General features: G+C 48.6%; 16 protein-coding genes and 1 tRNA gene. 12 read left to right on the forward strand and 5 right to left on the reverse strand.

Going from position 1 to position 16,893, the window contains the following annotated elements; translation table 11 throughout:
• Nucleotides 1-50: 50 nt before the first annotated feature.
• The 3 genes from Q4E40_RS07190 (at nucleotide 51) to Q4E40_RS07200 (ending at nucleotide 2,560) form a co-directional block, all read left to right on the forward strand.
• Nucleotides 51-518, forward strand: coding sequence for a hypothetical protein (locus Q4E40_RS07190; RefSeq protein ID WP_303411046.1), 468 nt, complete (start codon nucleotides 51-53; stop codon nucleotides 516-518).
• A gap of 61 nt (nucleotides 519-579) precedes the next feature.
• Nucleotides 580-1,689 (forward strand): hypothetical protein, encoded by a 1,110-nt coding sequence (locus Q4E40_RS07195; protein WP_303411047.1) that lies wholly within the window; start codon nucleotides 580-582, stop codon nucleotides 1,687-1,689.
• Between the two features lie 79 nt (nucleotides 1,690-1,768).
• A complete protein-coding gene (locus Q4E40_RS07200) occupies nucleotides 1,769-2,560 on the forward strand; it encodes a hypothetical protein (RefSeq protein WP_303411048.1) in 792 nt (263 codons plus the stop codon).
• A 170-nt stretch (nucleotides 2,561-2,730) separates the two neighbouring features.
• On the opposite strand, the gene rfaD is transcribed toward Q4E40_RS07200, so the two are convergent.
• Nucleotides 2,731-3,696 (reverse strand): ADP-glyceromanno-heptose 6-epimerase, encoded by a 966-nt coding sequence (gene rfaD / locus Q4E40_RS07205; protein ID WP_303411049.1) that lies wholly within the window; start codon nucleotides 3,694-3,696, stop codon nucleotides 2,731-2,733.
• A gap of 132 nt (nucleotides 3,697-3,828) precedes the next feature.
• On the opposite strand from rfaD, the gene Q4E40_RS07210 reads away from it, so the two are divergent.
• From Q4E40_RS07210 to lpxB, 4 genes are all read left to right on the forward strand, one after another.
• Nucleotides 3,829-4,701 carry an ABC transporter substrate-binding protein gene (locus tag Q4E40_RS07210; RefSeq protein ID WP_303411050.1) on the forward strand — a complete coding sequence of 291 codons (873 nt, stop codon included), beginning with the start codon at nucleotides 3,829-3,831 and terminating at the stop codon, nucleotides 4,699-4,701.
• Nucleotides 4,698-5,705, forward strand: a complete 1,008-nt coding sequence (locus Q4E40_RS07215) for a FecCD family ABC transporter permease (protein WP_303411052.1) — start codon at nucleotides 4,698-4,700, stop codon at nucleotides 5,703-5,705. The genes Q4E40_RS07210 and Q4E40_RS07215 overlap by 4 nt, the downstream gene beginning before the upstream one ends.
• A complete protein-coding gene (locus Q4E40_RS07220; RefSeq protein WP_076670122.1) occupies nucleotides 5,706-6,122 on the forward strand; it encodes a 6-pyruvoyl trahydropterin synthase family protein in 417 nt (138 codons plus the stop codon).
• 84 nt (nucleotides 6,123-6,206) lie between these two features.
• Nucleotides 6,207-7,325: a lipid-A-disaccharide synthase gene (gene lpxB / locus Q4E40_RS07225; RefSeq protein WP_303411054.1), complete on the forward strand. Its 1,119-nt coding sequence runs from the start codon at nucleotides 6,207-6,209 to the stop codon at nucleotides 7,323-7,325.
• A gap of 91 nt (nucleotides 7,326-7,416) precedes the next feature.
• Here the strand turns inward: lpxB and clpX are convergent, their stop codons facing one another.
• The 4 genes from clpX to Q4E40_RS07245 all read right to left on the reverse strand — a co-directional run bounded on the left by clpX (nucleotide 7,417) and on the right by Q4E40_RS07245 (nucleotide 11,270).
• A complete protein-coding gene (gene clpX, locus Q4E40_RS07230; RefSeq protein ID WP_303411056.1) occupies nucleotides 7,417-8,640 on the reverse strand; it encodes an ATP-dependent Clp protease ATP-binding subunit ClpX in 1,224 nt (407 codons plus the stop codon).
• Nucleotides 8,641-9,004: 364 nt separating this feature from the next.
• Nucleotides 9,005-9,703, reverse strand: coding sequence for a ClpP family protease (locus Q4E40_RS07235; protein ID WP_255594129.1), 699 nt, complete (start codon nucleotides 9,701-9,703; stop codon nucleotides 9,005-9,007).
• 88 nt (nucleotides 9,704-9,791) lie between these two features.
• Nucleotides 9,792-11,111 carry a trigger factor gene (gene tig, locus Q4E40_RS07240; RefSeq protein ID WP_303411058.1) on the reverse strand — a complete coding sequence of 440 codons (1,320 nt, stop codon included), beginning with the start codon at nucleotides 11,109-11,111 and terminating at the stop codon, nucleotides 9,792-9,794.
• A 77-nt stretch (nucleotides 11,112-11,188) separates the two neighbouring features.
• A tRNA-Leu gene (locus Q4E40_RS07245) sits at nucleotides 11,189-11,270 on the reverse strand.
• A gap of 297 nt (nucleotides 11,271-11,567) precedes the next feature.
• On the opposite strand from Q4E40_RS07245, the gene Q4E40_RS07250 reads away from it, so the two are divergent.
• The 5 genes from Q4E40_RS07250 (at nucleotide 11,568) to Q4E40_RS07270 (ending at nucleotide 16,188) form a co-directional block, all read left to right on the forward strand.
• Nucleotides 11,568-13,763: a RelA/SpoT family protein gene (locus Q4E40_RS07250; protein ID WP_303411059.1), complete on the forward strand. Its 2,196-nt coding sequence runs from the start codon at nucleotides 11,568-11,570 to the stop codon at nucleotides 13,761-13,763.
• Between the two features lie 35 nt (nucleotides 13,764-13,798).
• Nucleotides 13,799-14,299, forward strand: coding sequence for a Fur family transcriptional regulator (locus Q4E40_RS07255; RefSeq protein ID WP_220625712.1), 501 nt, complete (start codon nucleotides 13,799-13,801; stop codon nucleotides 14,297-14,299).
• Complete coding sequence (locus tag Q4E40_RS07260) at nucleotides 14,271-14,621, forward strand: STAS domain-containing protein (protein ID WP_303411060.1); 351 nt, start codon at nucleotides 14,271-14,273, stop codon at nucleotides 14,619-14,621. The genes Q4E40_RS07255 and Q4E40_RS07260 overlap by 29 nt, the downstream gene beginning before the upstream one ends.
• Before the next feature lie 7 nt (nucleotides 14,622-14,628).
• Nucleotides 14,629-15,912 carry an adenylosuccinate synthase gene (locus tag Q4E40_RS07265; protein ID WP_303411061.1) on the forward strand — a complete coding sequence of 428 codons (1,284 nt, stop codon included), beginning with the start codon at nucleotides 14,629-14,631 and terminating at the stop codon, nucleotides 15,910-15,912.
• A gap of 75 nt (nucleotides 15,913-15,987) precedes the next feature.
• Nucleotides 15,988-16,188 carry a hypothetical protein gene (locus tag Q4E40_RS07270; RefSeq protein ID WP_303411062.1) on the forward strand — a complete coding sequence of 67 codons (201 nt, stop codon included), beginning with the start codon at nucleotides 15,988-15,990 and terminating at the stop codon, nucleotides 16,186-16,188.
• Nucleotides 16,189-16,893 lie beyond the last annotated feature (705 nt).

The following is a 16,893-nucleotide window of genomic DNA, read 5'->3' on the forward strand; positions in this document are numbered from 1 at the left end:
CATACCTAGTCCCTGTTTATGCTTTTAAAGCACCTGACGAGAACCTACACATGAAGAAGCTGCTATTCGTTTTACTTTTTCTTCCCCTCTTTATCGCCTGTAAGAAAGAGGATGTCGCAGAGCCTTTGTCACAGTTTCACTTCATCAACTTGGTAGATGCTTCCGGTGAAAATGTGTTTGCAACCAGCAAGATCGATACCGCTGAGTTCTTTTATATGTTTGGGCAAACCAGTATTCCGTGGGAAGGTATGATGGAGGACAAAGATTATATCCTCGCCCGTTCGGCTACTCTGCACGGCGATATAGCCACGCAAGTATCGGAAAGAAATCCTTATCTACTATTAGAGGACTTCAAGGGAAACCGGGAGCGTACTTTTATCATAGACGGCCAACCCCATCATTTTAGATTTTCACCGCTACAGGATGATTTCTTTCAGAATAGGGAGAAGCTGAACGCAACTACCGAGGTGATAGAGGAGGGGAGGCTATACCTGCATCACCTCGTTATCCTGCATTAACCTGCTATACCTGCACAGACAACCCAATCATTCACTAAATCCTGTTTTCACTACCTTACCCATGAAACAGCTTATTACCATCAAGTATTTCTTGCCTGTATTCTGCTTATCCCTTCTGTTTTCTTCCTGCAAAAAGGAGCTGGAGGAAGTAGATCCTGTTATTGCCTGGGAAGTACATGATAAGTTTCTGTACAGTCAGCGCTACATTGCCAACTTAAATGGAGCAAATGACAAACTGCTTGTGCTGGGGATGAATCTTTTCTCTACCATTACGCTGGAGGCGGGACAGGAAGATGTAAAGCATTATATGCACCCGTTCAACAATGTGTCGAATCATAAGCACCCGATGAGTTCCAGAATATTTGGCGGAACAAATGGTCGCTTTCTGTACTTCAAAAGTGTAAAAAATCCTGTGGATAGCGGAACCAGCCTTTTACTTGATATAGCCGACATTGACCCGCAGTTCAGAGATTTCCGGTTAGTGCTGTCGAACTCGAGCGAAAGTTTTGCTATATCGGAGAACAATGTAGCCCTTGTGCCCTATACCTACCTAAACGAACAAACCGGGAGACACAGCTTAAGGTACCTGTTGGTTAAGTTAGCGGTCGAACCGAATTATTTTGACAGTGACAAGATCGTGCTGAAAGAAACCCGTATTCTGACCCCGGCTGAGGAGGGAGGATACGTGCGGCATATGCGATCGCATCAGAACAATTTTTATGTGGCTACAGACTGGGGTTTCTATAAGATTACAGAAAACGGGGAGATTGATTTTCAAATGCCTGATCAAGTGGCCTTTACCTCCTTTGAGCATAAAGGCGAACTCTACACCATGGCCAGGCATGGGAGAAAACAGAATCATAGTTTATTCCGATCCATATCGGAGCTTGGCTGGTCACTGGACGCGCAACTTGGTAATACAGCGGAATTTTTATCCTACTATGCTATCAGCGACGAAATATTGCTGGCTAGCTACAATAGCCAGATTTTCGAAGTGGAGCCAGGTATAGACAAGCTGAATGTAAGAGAGCTGGACAATACGGGTCTGGAAGGGCACGCTATCACTTCCATTGCGATGATTGGCGACAAGGTATACATCGGCACCCAGTCGGGTATGTTCAGCAAAGCAGCAGAACATCTGCTGACTTACAAAGAGGAAGAAAAGAAGTAACCGGTCAAATCGTAAAATAACAAGGACCCGCCTATATAACCATACCTGGGGCCTTGCTATACCTGTCAAACAACTGATCATGCGATTCACATCTTTAGCAGTAATAACCTGCTGTGTTTTCATAAGCTCCTGCTCAAAAAGAGAGGCGCCAGAACCATTATCACCGAAGGTAATGAGTGTAAATGGCCAGTACTTAATCGACAAGGAAGAGCATAGACTGCGCCCCGTAGTCGGAGGTACTGCTCATTTTAATTACGATGGTGAAAGGGTGACAAAGCGGCTTGGGGGATATATAACAATCTCTTCTGCGGGAGGCCCTTCAGGATTTTATACCACCGATATTTATGATACGCTTCAGTATCATTCCCCTAACAGGATTACTATCACGACAAAGGAAAGAATCAAAGACGCAGATATTTTTTCAACTGATTTCAAAAGGGAAATTACTTTGGAGAAAGGGCTTGTAGCGAAGAAAATCACCTACGACGAGAATACGCCTCATCAATATTCAGATACTATTTATTATCATTATGATTCCCAAAAGCGACTGAAGAAGACGGTCCAATACTATAGGTGGAACATAATAACCAGGGAATACCTTTTCGACAGCAAGGGCAACCTGCAGAAAATAGAAGGCACTGCAAGGTATAGGGATAACGGCTCCATTTCCTACACGACGGAAGAACGATTTGGTAGTTACGATGACAAACCAAATCCTTTGAAGGGCCTGGGCATGTGGCAAGACCTCTTCTACAGGACGCTCTCCACGAATAATTTCACAACCTATACCTTCAAAAGAGGAAGGGATATAGAAGGGCTCAGTTGGGTCTTACAATATGATGCGGAGGGCAACGTAGATTTCTCAAAATAAAAGCTTTACCAACCAAACTCAGAGGTAATGCTCTGGTTGTGCCTGGCATACCTCACTCGTGATTATGTTCCTACAAAAAGCACCAAGGCCCCGTCTATGAAATCATAAGCGGGGCCTTGCTATACCTGCCAAACATTAATCATTCGACATTATTCACTAATCATTACTCATTAATAATACTTCCCCTCCATCAGATAGTTCTGCACATAATCTTTCACGCCTTCCTCTAGGGTATAGAACTCGCGGTCGTAACCGATCGAGCGGAGTTTGTTCATATTGGCCTCCGTAAAGTACTGGTAAGTATCGCGGATGCTTTCCGGGGTGTCCACAAAGTCAATGTTTGGCGTCACACCCATGGCTTCGAAGGTGTTCAGGGCTAGGGCCATAAAAGTGCGGGCCTTGCCGGAGCCGAGGTTGTAGATGCCGGAGTTCTTGCGGTGCTGCATCAGGAACATGCAAACCTCCACCACATCCTTCACATACACGAAATCGCGCATCTGCTCGCCGTCAGCAAAGTCCGGGTTGTGGGAGCGGAACAGCGTCAGGCTGCCCTTCTCTTTGATCTGGTTGTAGGCGTGGAATATCACCGAAGCCATGCGGCCTTTGTGGAATTCATTTGGGCCGTATACGTTAAAGAACTTCAGGCCCGCCCAGAAGAAAGGCTTTGCTGTTTGCTCCAGTGCCCATTTGTCGAAGTCGTTTTTGGAGTCTCCGTAGGGGTTAAGCGGTTTCAGCAAAGGTATAGTCGCCTCTTCATCATCATAGCCCAGCGTGCCTGAGCCGTAAGTGGCGGCAGATGAAGCATAAACCAGTGGGATCTGGTACTCGCAGCAGGCGTTCCATACCTGCTTGGAGTAATTCAGGTTGAGCAGGTCGAACACATCCTTGTTGAACTCGGTGGTGTCGGTGCGGGCTCCCAGGTGGAAGATGAACTCCACTTCTTCGTAGTTATCGTCCAGCCACTTAAAGAAACCATCACGGTCCACATACTCCTTTATCTTTTTCCCTTTCAGGTTTCCTTCTTTTTTGGCGACAGAAAAATTGTCCACCACCACGATATCATTAAAGTTAGCTGCGTTAAGCCTGCTCACAAGGCAACTCGCAATAAAGCCGGCAGCACCAGTTACAACGATCATAATTCAGTTTTATAGGCTGTAAAGTTATATTGCGTTAAATTTACGAAAATAAACGGAGCCGAAACGCACATCGCCCTTTGCTCCCTTATTCAGAAACCGATCTATACCTTGCATCCATACCTGAACAAGTTTTTGGCAATATGTCTGCTGCTCTTTTGCTGCGCCTGCGGCTCCGGGAAAGAAGAACAGGCAGGGGAGGGCCTGGTGCTGCAGGACGACCTGGGGCGCACGGTAAAGTTAAAAGGACAACCTAAGCGGGTGATGGCCTTTGCCTCCTCCATGACCGAAATGCTCTTTGCCATTTGCGACACGACTTCCATTGTTGGGCGTACTCCCCAGTGCGATTACCCGGCAGCGGTATACAGCAAGCCGGTGGTGAGCAACTACCCTGTCGATTTTGAGCAGGTGCTGGCCCTGAAACCTGACCTGGTCTTTACCGTGGAGGGTATAACCCCCCTCGACATGGCCGCCCGACTGGAAGAACTGGGTATACCGGTGTACTACCAGAAATACCGCAGCGTAGCCGATATCCTGACAGGTATAGAAGACATTGGCCGCATCATGCACCGCGAGCAGCAGGCAAACTACTTAGCTGACTCGCTCCGCAAGCAGGTGCAGGAGATCGAGCGCAGGTATAGCAATCAGGCAAAACAGCAGCGCGTACTGGCCATTACCTGGAGCGATCCCATTTATGTATACGGCCAGAACACCATCCTGACAGACCAGCTGCGTATACTGGGTGCAGAAAACGCGGTGCAGGAAGTTTTTGATCAGCCTTACCCGGCGCTTACACGCGAGTATATCCTCAAACTGAATCCGGATGTGCTGCTAGGAGGAAGTGTGGAGCGACTGGAGCGGGAATTCTTCAGCCTTTACCCGGAGCTGCGTAAAATTGCCGCTTACCAGAACAAGCGCATCTACCAACCCACTGGCAACCTCATCGAGCGGCCGAGCCCCCGGGTAGTCGAGTCAATCCGTGAACTTGAAAGCTTCCTATACCCATGAGCAACGCCTTATACTTTGCGGGGGCAATCCTGCTGATTCTGGTGGCGCTGGTACTGGGGCTGCAGGTAGGTACGTTCGAGGTGGATCTTGCTACTATCTGGCAGGCCGTTTTCCACTACGATCCGGATAACACGACTCATTTCGCCATTACGCATCTACGTTTGCCCAGGCTCCTGCTGGCGCTGGTAGTAGGGGCTTCACTGGCATTCTGTGGCTACCTGATGCAGGCCATGGTCAACAACGGGCTGGCTGATCCCTACCTGCTGGGCACAGCCTCGGGTGCTTCCCTGGGTGCAGTGATCGTGTTCTTCGGCTTTATTGAAATATCCATCGGCGGTTTTTACATGCCGCCTGTGTTTGCCCTAATGGGAGCCTTTGTCGTAACGCTGGTCGTAGTGGCGCTCGGCTACCGGAAACGCCAGCTTATACCTGCGCAGCTGCTCTTGGCAGGTATAGCCATCAGTTCACTGGTGACGGCTTTGGTGGGGCTACTCACTTTTCTGTCGGATTCAGAGGGTAAACTCAAGTCTGTGATATTCTGGTCGATGGGCAGCTTTGAGCGGGCCAGCTGGTCGCTGCTACCCTACCCGACCACGGCGCTGTTCCTAGCACTTTTGCTTTTTGCTTTCCTGCAAAAGCAGCTTAACATTCTGCTGCTCGGTGCTGACCGGGCGCAGGCGCTGGGGGTAAATGTGGCGCAAACCCGTTGGGCCATATTGGGCACTGTTTCAGTGGTAACGGGCTTTGCAGTGGCTACCTCCGGACCCATCGGTTTTGTCGGGCTGATCATTCCGCACGTCACGCGCGGGCTGATGGGGGCGACCGGTAGGAGCAATCTGCTTTTCTGCGCTTTTGTAGGCGGGCTGTTCATGCTCCTCTGCGATCTTCTGTCCCGTGTTTTATATCCGCCGGCCGGGCTGCCAATTGGAATTATTACATCGTTCTTTGGTGTTCCTTTCTTCGTATATTTGCTGTCTCAAAAGAATTATAAGTTTAGCAGTTAAATGATTTACGTAAGCAGATTAGAGCATTTCAATGCAGCCCACAAGCTGCACAACCCGAACTGGTCGTTGGCGAAGAATAAGGAGGTTTTCGGGCCGTGTGCAAATACCAACTGGCATGGGCACAATTATGAGCTGATCGTGACCGTAAAAGGAAAACCGGACCCGGATACAGGGTTTGTGATAGACCTCAAAAAGCTGAGCACGCTCATCCGCAAGAACATTATCGAGAAGGTGGATCATAAAAACCTGAACCTCGATGTGGCCTTTATGGAGGACAAACTGGCCAGCACGGAGAACCTGGTGGTAGAATTCTGGAAAATTCTGGAGCCCAAAATCGCTGAAATTTCCCAGGCCAGGCTACATAGCCTCAAATTATATGAAACTCCACGCAACTACGTGGAGTACTTTGGCGAATAAGCAATTATAGCTATTTGGCTATACCTATTCCATTGCTTTTTTCGTTCCTGTCCTATCGGGCAGCTTCAAACGCATACACATTAGATGAAATATTATATTATAGCCGGCGAACGCTCAGGCGATCTGCACGCTTCTAACCTTATCAAGCAACTACGGAAACAAGACCCGGAGGCAGTGGTAAGAGGCTGGGGAGGAGACATGATGCAGGAGGCCGGCATGCACCTGGTAAAGCACTACCAGGAGTTGGCCTTTATGGGTTTTGCAGAGGCTGCCGCCAATTTTTTCAAGATACTAGGTTTCTTACGCGAGTGCAAAGAGGATATCACAGCCTTTAAGCCGGATGTGATCATTCTGGTTGATTATGCCGGTTTCAACATGCGGATCGCTAAGTTCGCGAAGGAGCACGGAGTAAAAGTTTTCTATTACATCTCCCCTAAAATCTGGGCCTGGAACCAGGGACGTGTGCACAAGATCAAGCGCCTTGTAGATAGGATGTTTGTGATTATGCCCTTTGAGGAGGAATTCTACGGTCGGTTTGACTATAAGGTGGACTACATTGGCAATCCGGTGGCTGACTCGGTGAACGATCATGTGGTGGCGCCTGATTTCCGGGTTCGGAACCACATACAGAACAACAAGCCTATCATTGCACTATTGCCCGGCAGCCGCAAGCAGGAAATCGAAAACATGCTGGAGGTAATGCTGAGCGTGCTGCCTTCCTTCCGTGATTATCAGTTTATCGTGGCAGGGGTTTCCAACTTTTCAAAGGAATATTACGAGCAGTACAACAAGGACCCGAACATCAAGATCGTCTATGACCAGACCTATGACCTGCTGGCGTATGCAAAAGCGGCGCTGGTGACTTCTGGTACGGCTACACTCGAAACAGCGCTGTTTGACGTGCCGCAGGTGGTGTGCTACAAGACCAGCGCGATCTCCTATGCTATTGGAAAGCGCGTGATCAAGGTACCCTACATCTCGCTCGTGAACCTGATTGCTGATAAGCCAGTCGTAACTGAGCTGATTCAGGAGGATTTCACAGCTAAAAAAATTGTGGCCGAGCTGAAAAACATACTGTTTGATAAGTACGCCATGCAAAAGCAGCAGGAGGGGTATGCGCTTGTGAAGAAAAAGATAGGGGAGCACCGCACTGCCGAGCGTGCCGCCGAACTGATGGTGGGCTACCTGAAAGAGAAAGTATAAGAGCAGTTTATTTTTGACAGCTATACCTAAAAAGAGAGGGCCTCCGCTAAATCCAGCGGAGGCCCTCTCTTTTTTATTGTGTCTTTATACCTTAAGCAACACGTAGCTGCTTCAGAGGCGACTTGTCAAACTTATCGCGGGCGTACTCACCCGTAATCACGAGTTCTTTTGCACCTTCCTCAGACGGCAGCTCAAACATCGCATCCGTCATGATGCCTTCGCAAATGGAGCGCAGACCACGGGCGCCGAGCTTATACTCTGCGGCTTTCTCTACAATGTAATCCAGCGCATCGTCATCGAAGCTAAGGCTAATGTTCTCCATCTCGAACAGGCGCTTGTACTGCTTCACGATAGAGTTTTTAGGCTCTAGCAGGATCAGGCGAAGTGTATCTTTATCGAGTGGGTTCAGGTGCGTGAGTACTGGCAAACGACCGATCAACTCAGGTATAAGTCCGAAGTTTTTCAGGTCCTGCGCAGTCAGGTAACGCAGGAAGTTCTCTTTTTCCTCTTCCTCGTCTTGCTTTGACTTAGAGAAGCCAATCGGACGGGTATTCAGGCGGTTCTTGATCAAGCGGTCTATACCTACAAAGGCACCCCCGCAAATGAACAGGATGTTCTCCGTGTTCACTGTGATCATTTTCTGCTCCGGGTGCTTACGACCACCTTGCGGCGGCACGTTCACGACCGTACCTTCGAGCAGTTTCAGAAGAGCCTGCTGCACACCCTCGCCACTCACGTCGCGGGTAATGGATGGGTTGTCGCTCTTACGGGCGATCTTGTCGATCTCGTCAATGTACACGATACCGCGCTCTGCAGACTCTACATTGTAGTCAGCTGCCTGCAACAGACGCGTCAGGATGCTTTCCACGTCCTCACCTACATAGCCAGCTTCTGTGAGCACAGTGGCGTCGGCAATGCAGAAAGGCACCTGCAGAATGCCAGCCATCATGCGTGCCAGGTAGGTCTTGCCGGTACCCGTTTCGCCTACCATGATGATGTTTGACTTTTCGATCACCACATCATCTTCGTTGGTACGCTGCATCAATCGCTTGTAGTGGTTGTATACCGCTACTGACATTACCTTTTTCGCCTCGTCCTGGCCTACTACAAACTGATCAAGGTACTCCTTCATCTGTCGCGGCTTCATCAGGTTAAATTTCGGCGTGCGGCTGTTAGCGCGTATCTTATTTTCCTCATTCAGGATTTGCTGTGCCTGCCCGATACAACGGTCGCAAATGTGCGCGTTGATTCCGGATATCATCACAGATACGTCTTTTTTGTTCTTGCCACAAAATGAGCAGGTAATTTCAGCCATAAAAAAGTTTGTTCAGAAGATTTTATTGGCCCTCTCGGGTGTAATTCAAAAGCAAAGGTACAAAATTGAAACCTTACTAAGGTAGTATTTTAATTCCTAAAATGTTGATATGGTTATAAAAAGTAACCATAAATTAAAAAATTGCTATTACTGTATCTTGACTTAATCGCCTGTAATTCAGTAGCTTGAAAACTTTTAGTATCCACATACCCCTGTTGATAAATTCTTGGACTTACAACTACTTTGATGAAGTTATATCATAATGGTGCAATTCTTTCTTGCTTAATAAAATAGCAAAGCCCATGCCTAGGTATAGGATGGGCTCTGCTATTAAGCTTAAAATAAATGCTTGCTCGTAGGCGACTTAGTCTTTCTTGCGGTGTAACACCTCGTCAATCAGACCATACTCTTTCGCTTCCTCAGCTTTCATCCAATAGTCGCGGTCGGAGTTGTCATATACCTCCTGGTATGACTTACCGGAGTGCTCTGCCAATATCTCGTACAGTTCCTTCTTCAGCTTCAGGATCTCACGGGCTGTGATCTCGATGTCAGAAGCTTGACCCTGTGCGCCACCCATCGGCTGGTGAATCATAACACGGGCGTGTGGTAGGGCAGAGCGCTTGTTCTTGGCACCACCGGCCAGCAGTACCGCACCCATGGAGGCGGCCAAACCTGTACAGATCGTCGCTACGTCAGGATTCACATACTGCATGGTGTCGTAGATGCCAAGGCCGGCGTACACCGAGCCACCCGGGCTGTTGATGTACAGCAAAATGTCTTTCTTAGCATCTGCTGACTCCAGGAACAGCAACTGGGCAGTAATGATGTTGGCGATAAAATCGTCAACCTGTGTGCCCAGGAAAATGATACGGTCCATGATCAGGCGCGAAAATACGTCGATCTCACGGAAGTTGGTAGGACGTTCCTCAATTACTGAGCGCGTCATGCTCTCAATCGTGTGCATGGCCCGGCCTTCTACATGACTAATATATTGATCTACGCCCAGGCCACTCATGCCCTGGCCCTTTACGGCAAATTTCCGGAACTCGTCTTTGTTAAACATCATCTTGTTTAGGTTTACGGTTTGGTCAAAAATAAAAAAGTCCTTTAAATAATAAAGGACTTTTTAGGTTAAATATTATTAATCGTTACTACGATAGGTTCTTGAAGTCCTCTGTAGAGATTGTCTTCTCTACAACAGTCATCTTTTCTTTTAGTTTAGCGAGCACCTTCTCGGCCAGCAGTTGCTCGTACTCATTAATGTAGTTACGGCCATTGTCCTGCTGCAGATACTGGTTAGCATAGTTATTCATGCTCTCTACCAGTTCCTCCGGAACCTCTGGCATGTTGAACTGCGCCAACATCTTCTCTTTCGTGCTGCTTACCACCTCTTCGTTGGATACTTTCAGCTCGTTTTCTTCTACAACCTTGTTCTTGATCATAGACCACTTCAGCTCCTTCAGGTACTTGTCGAAGTTCTCCTCGATCTGCTCTGTAGTCAAACGACCTTCGTTGGTCACTTGCAGCCAGCGCTTAAAGAACTCAGCCGGAAGCTCTGCCTCTACGTTGTCCACTAAGGTATCGATGATATTGCGGTATAGCAAGTTGTCTGCCTCACGCTCGTAGTTCTCCTTGATCGTCTCACGGATCTTAGCGTCGAACTCTTCTTCAGTCTTCACTTCGTCCTTGCCGAACAGCTTGTCAAACAACTCCTGATTCAGCTCAGCAGCTTCCGTGCGGTTGATTTTCTCTACTGTGAACTCAAACTCACCGTTTAGGTCGGCTACCACGTCTTTGCTCAGGCCAGTTACGTGGGCCAGCGCGCTGTTGTCATCACCAAATGCCTTACGGATATCGAAACGGATCACATCACCGGCTTTAACGCCCATGAACTGCTCTTTGCCTTCTACTACACGGCTGGTAGGGATAAGTGTCTTAGACTCGAACTCACCTTCTACTTGCTTCAGGTCACCGTAGATAAAGTCACCTTCTTCAGAAGTTTCCGGGTTGGTTGTTTTACCGAACTGGCGCTTCAGGTTTTCGTAAGCCTCGTCCACCGTCGTCTGGTCCAGCTCTACAGTGTAACCCTCTACGCTTTTATCCATCGGAAGGTTGAAGTCTGGCAGCAGACCTACTGCGTAAGTAAATTCAAAATCTTTCTGGTTGTCCCAGTCGATGTTCTCCTGGCTTGGCTCCGGAAGTGGCTCGCCCAGCAGTTTTACATCATTATCCTTGATATACTTAGAGATTTCCTCCTGAAGAAGTTTGTTGATTGCCTCCACCAGTATGCTCTTGCCATACATCTTCTTGATAAGTCCTGCAGGCACTTTACCAGGTCTGAAGCCTTTGATCTGGGCTTTCTTACTGAATTCTTTTACTTGCTGGTCAACATTAGGAGCATAGTCTGCCTCTTCCAGGACTACCTTCAGTTGCGCGTTAGTGCCGTCGGTTTGATTTAATGTAATATTCAAGGCTTACAAAAATTTTAGTGATGATACATCTAGTAAAAACAAACCCCCAACATGGGCTGTTGAGGGTTTCGTTTGTGTGCGGATGGAGGGACTCGAACCCCCATGCCTCGCAGCGCTAGATCCTAAGTCTAGTGCGTCTACCAATTTCGCCACATCCGCATGTGTGCTTGTTTGTAATGATGGTGCAAATTTACGAACGCTATTTTTAAATGCAAGAGTCGGGCCTAAAAAAAGCGAATATTTTTTATTCTATTTCTCAGGTAGCGCAGCAATTAGGTGCTTAGTGATTCAGCATCAACAAATTGCACGATTCGCATAGCATTGTGTGCATGAAAGCGGATATTCGTGTATATTTGAAACTTAAAACGCCACTGCCTCACTTATACCTATAGATAGTAGCATAAGTATGGCTGCAGGCTTGCCCGGCCTGAGCACCCTATACTTTCCAGCTTTAGCATGAACATGATCGATCCAGAAGCAGAACGCAAAGAGATCCTTAGACACTACCGCAGATTACTTCGGCACGCCAAGCCTTTCCTGAAGGACAACGACGCCAAGATCATCAAAAAGGCGTTCAGTACATCTGTAGAGGCCCATAAAGACATGCGCCGCAAATCAGGGGAGCCCTATATTCTGCATCCGCTGGCTGTGGCACAGATTGCGGTGGAAGAGATCGGGCTTGGCACTACTTCTATCGTGGCAGCCCTGCTGCACGATGTGGTAGAGGATACCGATATGGAGGTGGAAGAAGTTGAGCGTGAGTTCGGTACGAGCGTGGCGCGCATCATCGAAGGGCTGACCAAGATATCCGGCGTGTTTGACTACGGCACTTCGCAGCAGGCCGAGAACTTCCGCAAGATGCTGCTGACGCTGTCAGACGACGTGCGAGTGATCCTGATCAAGCTGGCCGACCGCTTGCACAACATGCGTACGCTCGACAGCATGCCGCGCCACAAGCAGCTCAAGATCGCTTCCGAAACCATGTACCTGTACGCACCGCTGGCGCACCGCCTGGGGCTTTACGCGATCAAGTCGGAACTGGAAGACCTATACCTGAAGTACACCGATACGGATACCTATAAGGATATCTCGACGAAAATACGGCAAACCCGTAGCGCCCGTGGTAAGTTCATCAAAGACTTCATCTCTCCGATAGAAGAGGAGCTGCGTCGGCATGGCTTTAAATTCAACATCAAAGGCAGACCGAAGTCGATCTACTCCATCTTAAAGAAGATCAAGAAACAGAACATCACCTTTGAGGAGATTTACGATCTGTTTGCCATACGCATTACGCTCGATGTACCACTCGAACATGAAAAGGCGGCCTGCTGGCAGGTATACTCTATAATAACGGACTTCTACCAACCGAACCCGGACCGCCTGCGCGACTGGGTGAACACCCCGAAGGCCAATGGCTACGAGTCATTGCATACCACGGTGATGAGTAAATCCGGTCAGTGGGTGGAGGTGCAGATCCGTACCAAGCGGATGGACGAGATCGCGGAACGCGGTTATGCTGCGCATTGGAAATACAAGAGCGATGGTAGCGGCGGCGAGTCTGGCCTGGAAATGTGGATCAACAAGGTCCGCGATATGCTGGAGAACAACACAGCCAACGCACTGGAGTTTATGGATGAGTTCCGCAAGAACCTGTTCGTGGAGGAGGTGTTCGTCTTTACTCCCAAAGGGGAATTGCTTATACTTCCTGACCGGGCTACTGCCCTCGACTTCGCATTTGAGATTCACTCAGAGATTGGCCTGCACTGTCTTGGTGCCAAAGTTAACCAAAAACTGGTACCGCTCAGTTTCCGGTTGCGCAACGGTGACCAGGTTGAGATCCTTACGTCGCAGAAGCAGAAACCGAATGAGGAATGGCTGGAGTACGTGGTGACTTCCAAAGCACGCTCCCGTATTAAGGAGTACCTTCGCGAAGACCGCAAGAATAAATCGGAACTGGGCAAGGCAATGCTGGAGCGCCGCCTCGTATACCTGAAAGTGCCCGAAACGCAGGGGAACCTGAATAAGCTGATGGCTTTCTTTAACGTGCCATCGGTGCAGGACCTGCACTACCGCATTGCCACCGGGCATATAGATATCAAGAACATCAAAGAGGTGATTTTTTCTGCACAGGCAGAGCGGGGCGCCTCCATGCTCGAGCCCAAGTCCTTTGACCGGGAAGTGCAGAAGATACGCGGCGTCACGTCTGATATGCTCGTGATAGGGGAGAACACCTCGAACATGAACTATAAGGTGGCAACGTGTTGTAATCCTATACCTGGAGACGAGGTTTTCGGCTTTGAGTCAGAGGAGGACGGCATCGAGATTCACCGTACCACCTGCAAGAAAGGTATAGAACTGATGTCTAACTATGGCAACCGCATCATCAAGGCCAAGTGGACCGATCAGAAGGAGCTAGCCTTCCTGGCAGGTATACGCATCAAGGGAACAGACCGTGTTGGTCTGGTGAATGACCTGACCCGGATTATTTCCAACAGCCTTCGGGTGAATATGCGCTCGATCACAATTGATTCGCATGATGGAATCTTTGAGGGGAACATCATGGTTTTTGTAAATGACACCGGCCACCTGGACAAGTTGATCCAGCGCATGGGCAAGGTGACAGGTGTACTCACCGTCGAACGATTCGACTAAGTTTCTACACCTATTATATATAAGAGAGGAAAGACATGGTAACAGACCTGCAGAATAGAATAGAACAGGTAAAGAAAATCTTCACAGCATACCTGGAAAGCAAGGGGCTTCGCAAAACGCCGGAGCGCTACGCCATCCTGGAAGAGATATACTCCCGTTCCGGCCACTTTGATGTGGAATCGCTCTACATCAGCATGAAAAATAAGAACTACCGCGTAAGCCGGGCCACGGTATACAATACCCTGGACCTACTGGTGGAGAACGACCTGGTGAGCAAGCACCAGTTCGGTCGCAACCTGGCGCAGTACGAGAAATCATACGGTTACCGCCAGCACGACCACGTGATCTGTACGGAGTGCCACAAGGTAGTAGAGTTCTGTGACCCACGCATCCATAATATACAGACGATGGTGGGCGACCTTCTAAATTTTCATATCTTGCATCATTCCCTTAATCTTTACGGGGTATGCGGCGATTGCCGCGCCAAAAAAGCAACCGAACAACAGCATGAAGTATCAGACAGAGCTAAAGGATGATGTCCTGTTCATCAGGCTGGAGGGAGACCTGATTGCAGGGCCGGATACCCAGCAACTGATGAATGTTGCCGAAGAGCAAGTGGAAAACAAAGTACTGTTGTGCGCTGTGGACCTTTCGAATGTCCGCTTCATGGACAGCAGTGGCATGGGAGTGCTTGTCTCGCTTCTTACCAAGTTTCGGAACAGGGGAGGAGAGCTGGTTTTGATCAAGCCATCCGACCATATCCGAAAACTTTTGATCGTTACGAAGCTGAATGCCATTTTTACCATCGCAGAAAATGATAACTTCGCAGCGCAATTCTTAAAAGAATCAATTTACTAACTCATAAATGGCAGTTGACATACTTATAGGTCTGCAGTGGGGCGACGAAGGCAAAGGCAAAATCGTCGACGTACTGGCTCCTACCTATGACATGGTGGCCCGTTTCCAGGGAGGCCCTAACGCAGGACACACACTCGAATTCGAAGGCACCAAGCATGTGCTTCACCAGATCCCTTCTGGTATCTTTCACTCGCATATTCAGAACATCATTGGCAATGGCGTTGTCCTCGACCCGATCGTGTTCCGTACCGAAATGCAGAAACTACAGGATCGCGGTGTAGATGCATCCCAGAATCTGTTTATTTCCAAAAAAGCCTCTCTCATCCTCCCATCGCACAAAGTGCTCGACAGAGTTTCAGAAGAAGCGTTGGGTACTGGGAAAATTGGTTCTACGCTGAAAGGTATAGGCCCAACGTATCAGGATAAGATCGGTAGGGTAGGCCTTCGCGTAGGAGATATCCTGGCGGATGATTTCCAGGACCGCTATAATAAACTGGTAGAGCGTCATCGCAAAACGGTGGAGTTCTATGGCCAGACCCTGGACCTCGGAGAGCAGGAGCAGATTTTCTTTGAAACCGTAGAATACCTGCGCACGCTCAAGTTGGTTGATAGCGAGTATATGATCAATGACGCGCTGAAGAGTGGCAAGCGTGTATTGGCTGAAGGAGCGCAAGGCTCATTGCTGGATGTAGACTTCGGTACGTATCCGTTTGTAACATCTTCAACTACGCTGGTAGCAGGAGCCTGCACGGGTCTTGGTGTGGCACCACATCATATCGGTGAGGTATACGGGATCTTTAAAGCATACTGTACACGCGTAGGCAGCGGACCTTTCCCTACTGAATTGTTGGATGAGGTGGGTGATCAGATCAGGAAGGCAGGAAATGAATTTGGCTCTACAACTGGGCGTCCGCGTCGTTGTGGCTGGGTTGACCTGCCAAGTCTAAAGTACTCAATCATGCTCAATGGTGTGACACAGCTTAATATGATGAAAGCTGATGTGCTGACTGAGTTCGACACAATCAAGGTATGCACGCATTATAAGCTCGCATCTGGTGAAATAACGGATCGAATGCCGCACTCACTGGAAACAGAAAATATAGAGCCAATTTATGAAGAGCTACCAGGTTGGAAAGTAGACTTGAATCAAATCGAAACAGTAGAGGCATTGCCAGAGGCTTTTAATAATTACATGGCATTCCTGGAGCAACATCTGGAGGTGCCTATTACGATTGCATCAGTTGGTCCTGACAGAAAGAGTACACTAAGAAGAGAAAAGGCTGTTATATAGTAGAGCTTATTAATAATAAACAAGAGGGCTTCATTCCGAGAGGGATGGAGCCCTCTTGTTTATTAGGCAAGAAAAGTGAAAGCAAAGAATGCCCAAAGAATGAAGTTGACAGAGTTATCAACTGCTAGAAAAGGGCGAGAACAAGATGTCTCTAAAAAAATAAAACAGGTGGGAACTCCAAAGAGCATAAAAGATGTTAACACAAAGCCGCCAGTAATAAAAGCTAAAACGGTGAGGATTATAAAGGACAAAATAGATGCTAGTCCCATTATTTAGAAGGTAAAACCAAGGATACACCAGAGGGGTGTATAAACCGGGAAGAAAGTTAGAAACTATTCCCGGTGCGGCTCAGGCACTTAGCGGGAACCGCCTCAAAACAGGGGTCAAAGTTGCCCACGACCCCTTGCAGGTCCGGGAAATTTGTGGACCTTTGCACTCCCCACTCGCTAGAAGGGCAGGGGAAACAGGCAGCCGGCAGGGCGGCCAAACGGTGAGAAGGCCCTCGGGCTGTAAGCCGGAAAAAGAGACTGAAAAAAACTTTGCCCGGGGGCTTGCAAGTTGCAAAAAGCTTGCTACCTTTGCACCCCGCTTCACAACGAAGCATAACACGCTTCAGCCGGAAGCATTCCCAAAGGCGCTGCTAACACAGGCCGGCAGGAAAAAGGAAAAAAAAGTTTTGCCCGGGGTATTGCGGAATTAAAAAGTCTGCTTACCTTTGCAACCCGCTCCGGAAAGGGCGGAAACAAAAGTGCTTCTCGGTCGAACGGGCTGAAGAAAGAGAAAAAAAAGATTGCGCGTTTTGCTTGGAAGTTGGAAAAGTTTTCCGACCTTTGCACACCGAAAACGACGAACGGTTGTCACGGCAAGCGCAGGCAGCGCACCCCGCCCTCTGCAAGAGGGGGCGCGAGCGGAAGAGGAAGTCTTCCGGAAAGTTCTTTGAGAGATTGTTGAGACAGAAAATAAGAAAAACAAGATAGGTAC

Source organism: Pontibacter coccineus (genome assembly GCF_030546575.1).
Classification (GTDB): domain Bacteria; phylum Bacteroidota; class Bacteroidia; order Cytophagales; family Hymenobacteraceae; genus Pontibacter; species Pontibacter coccineus.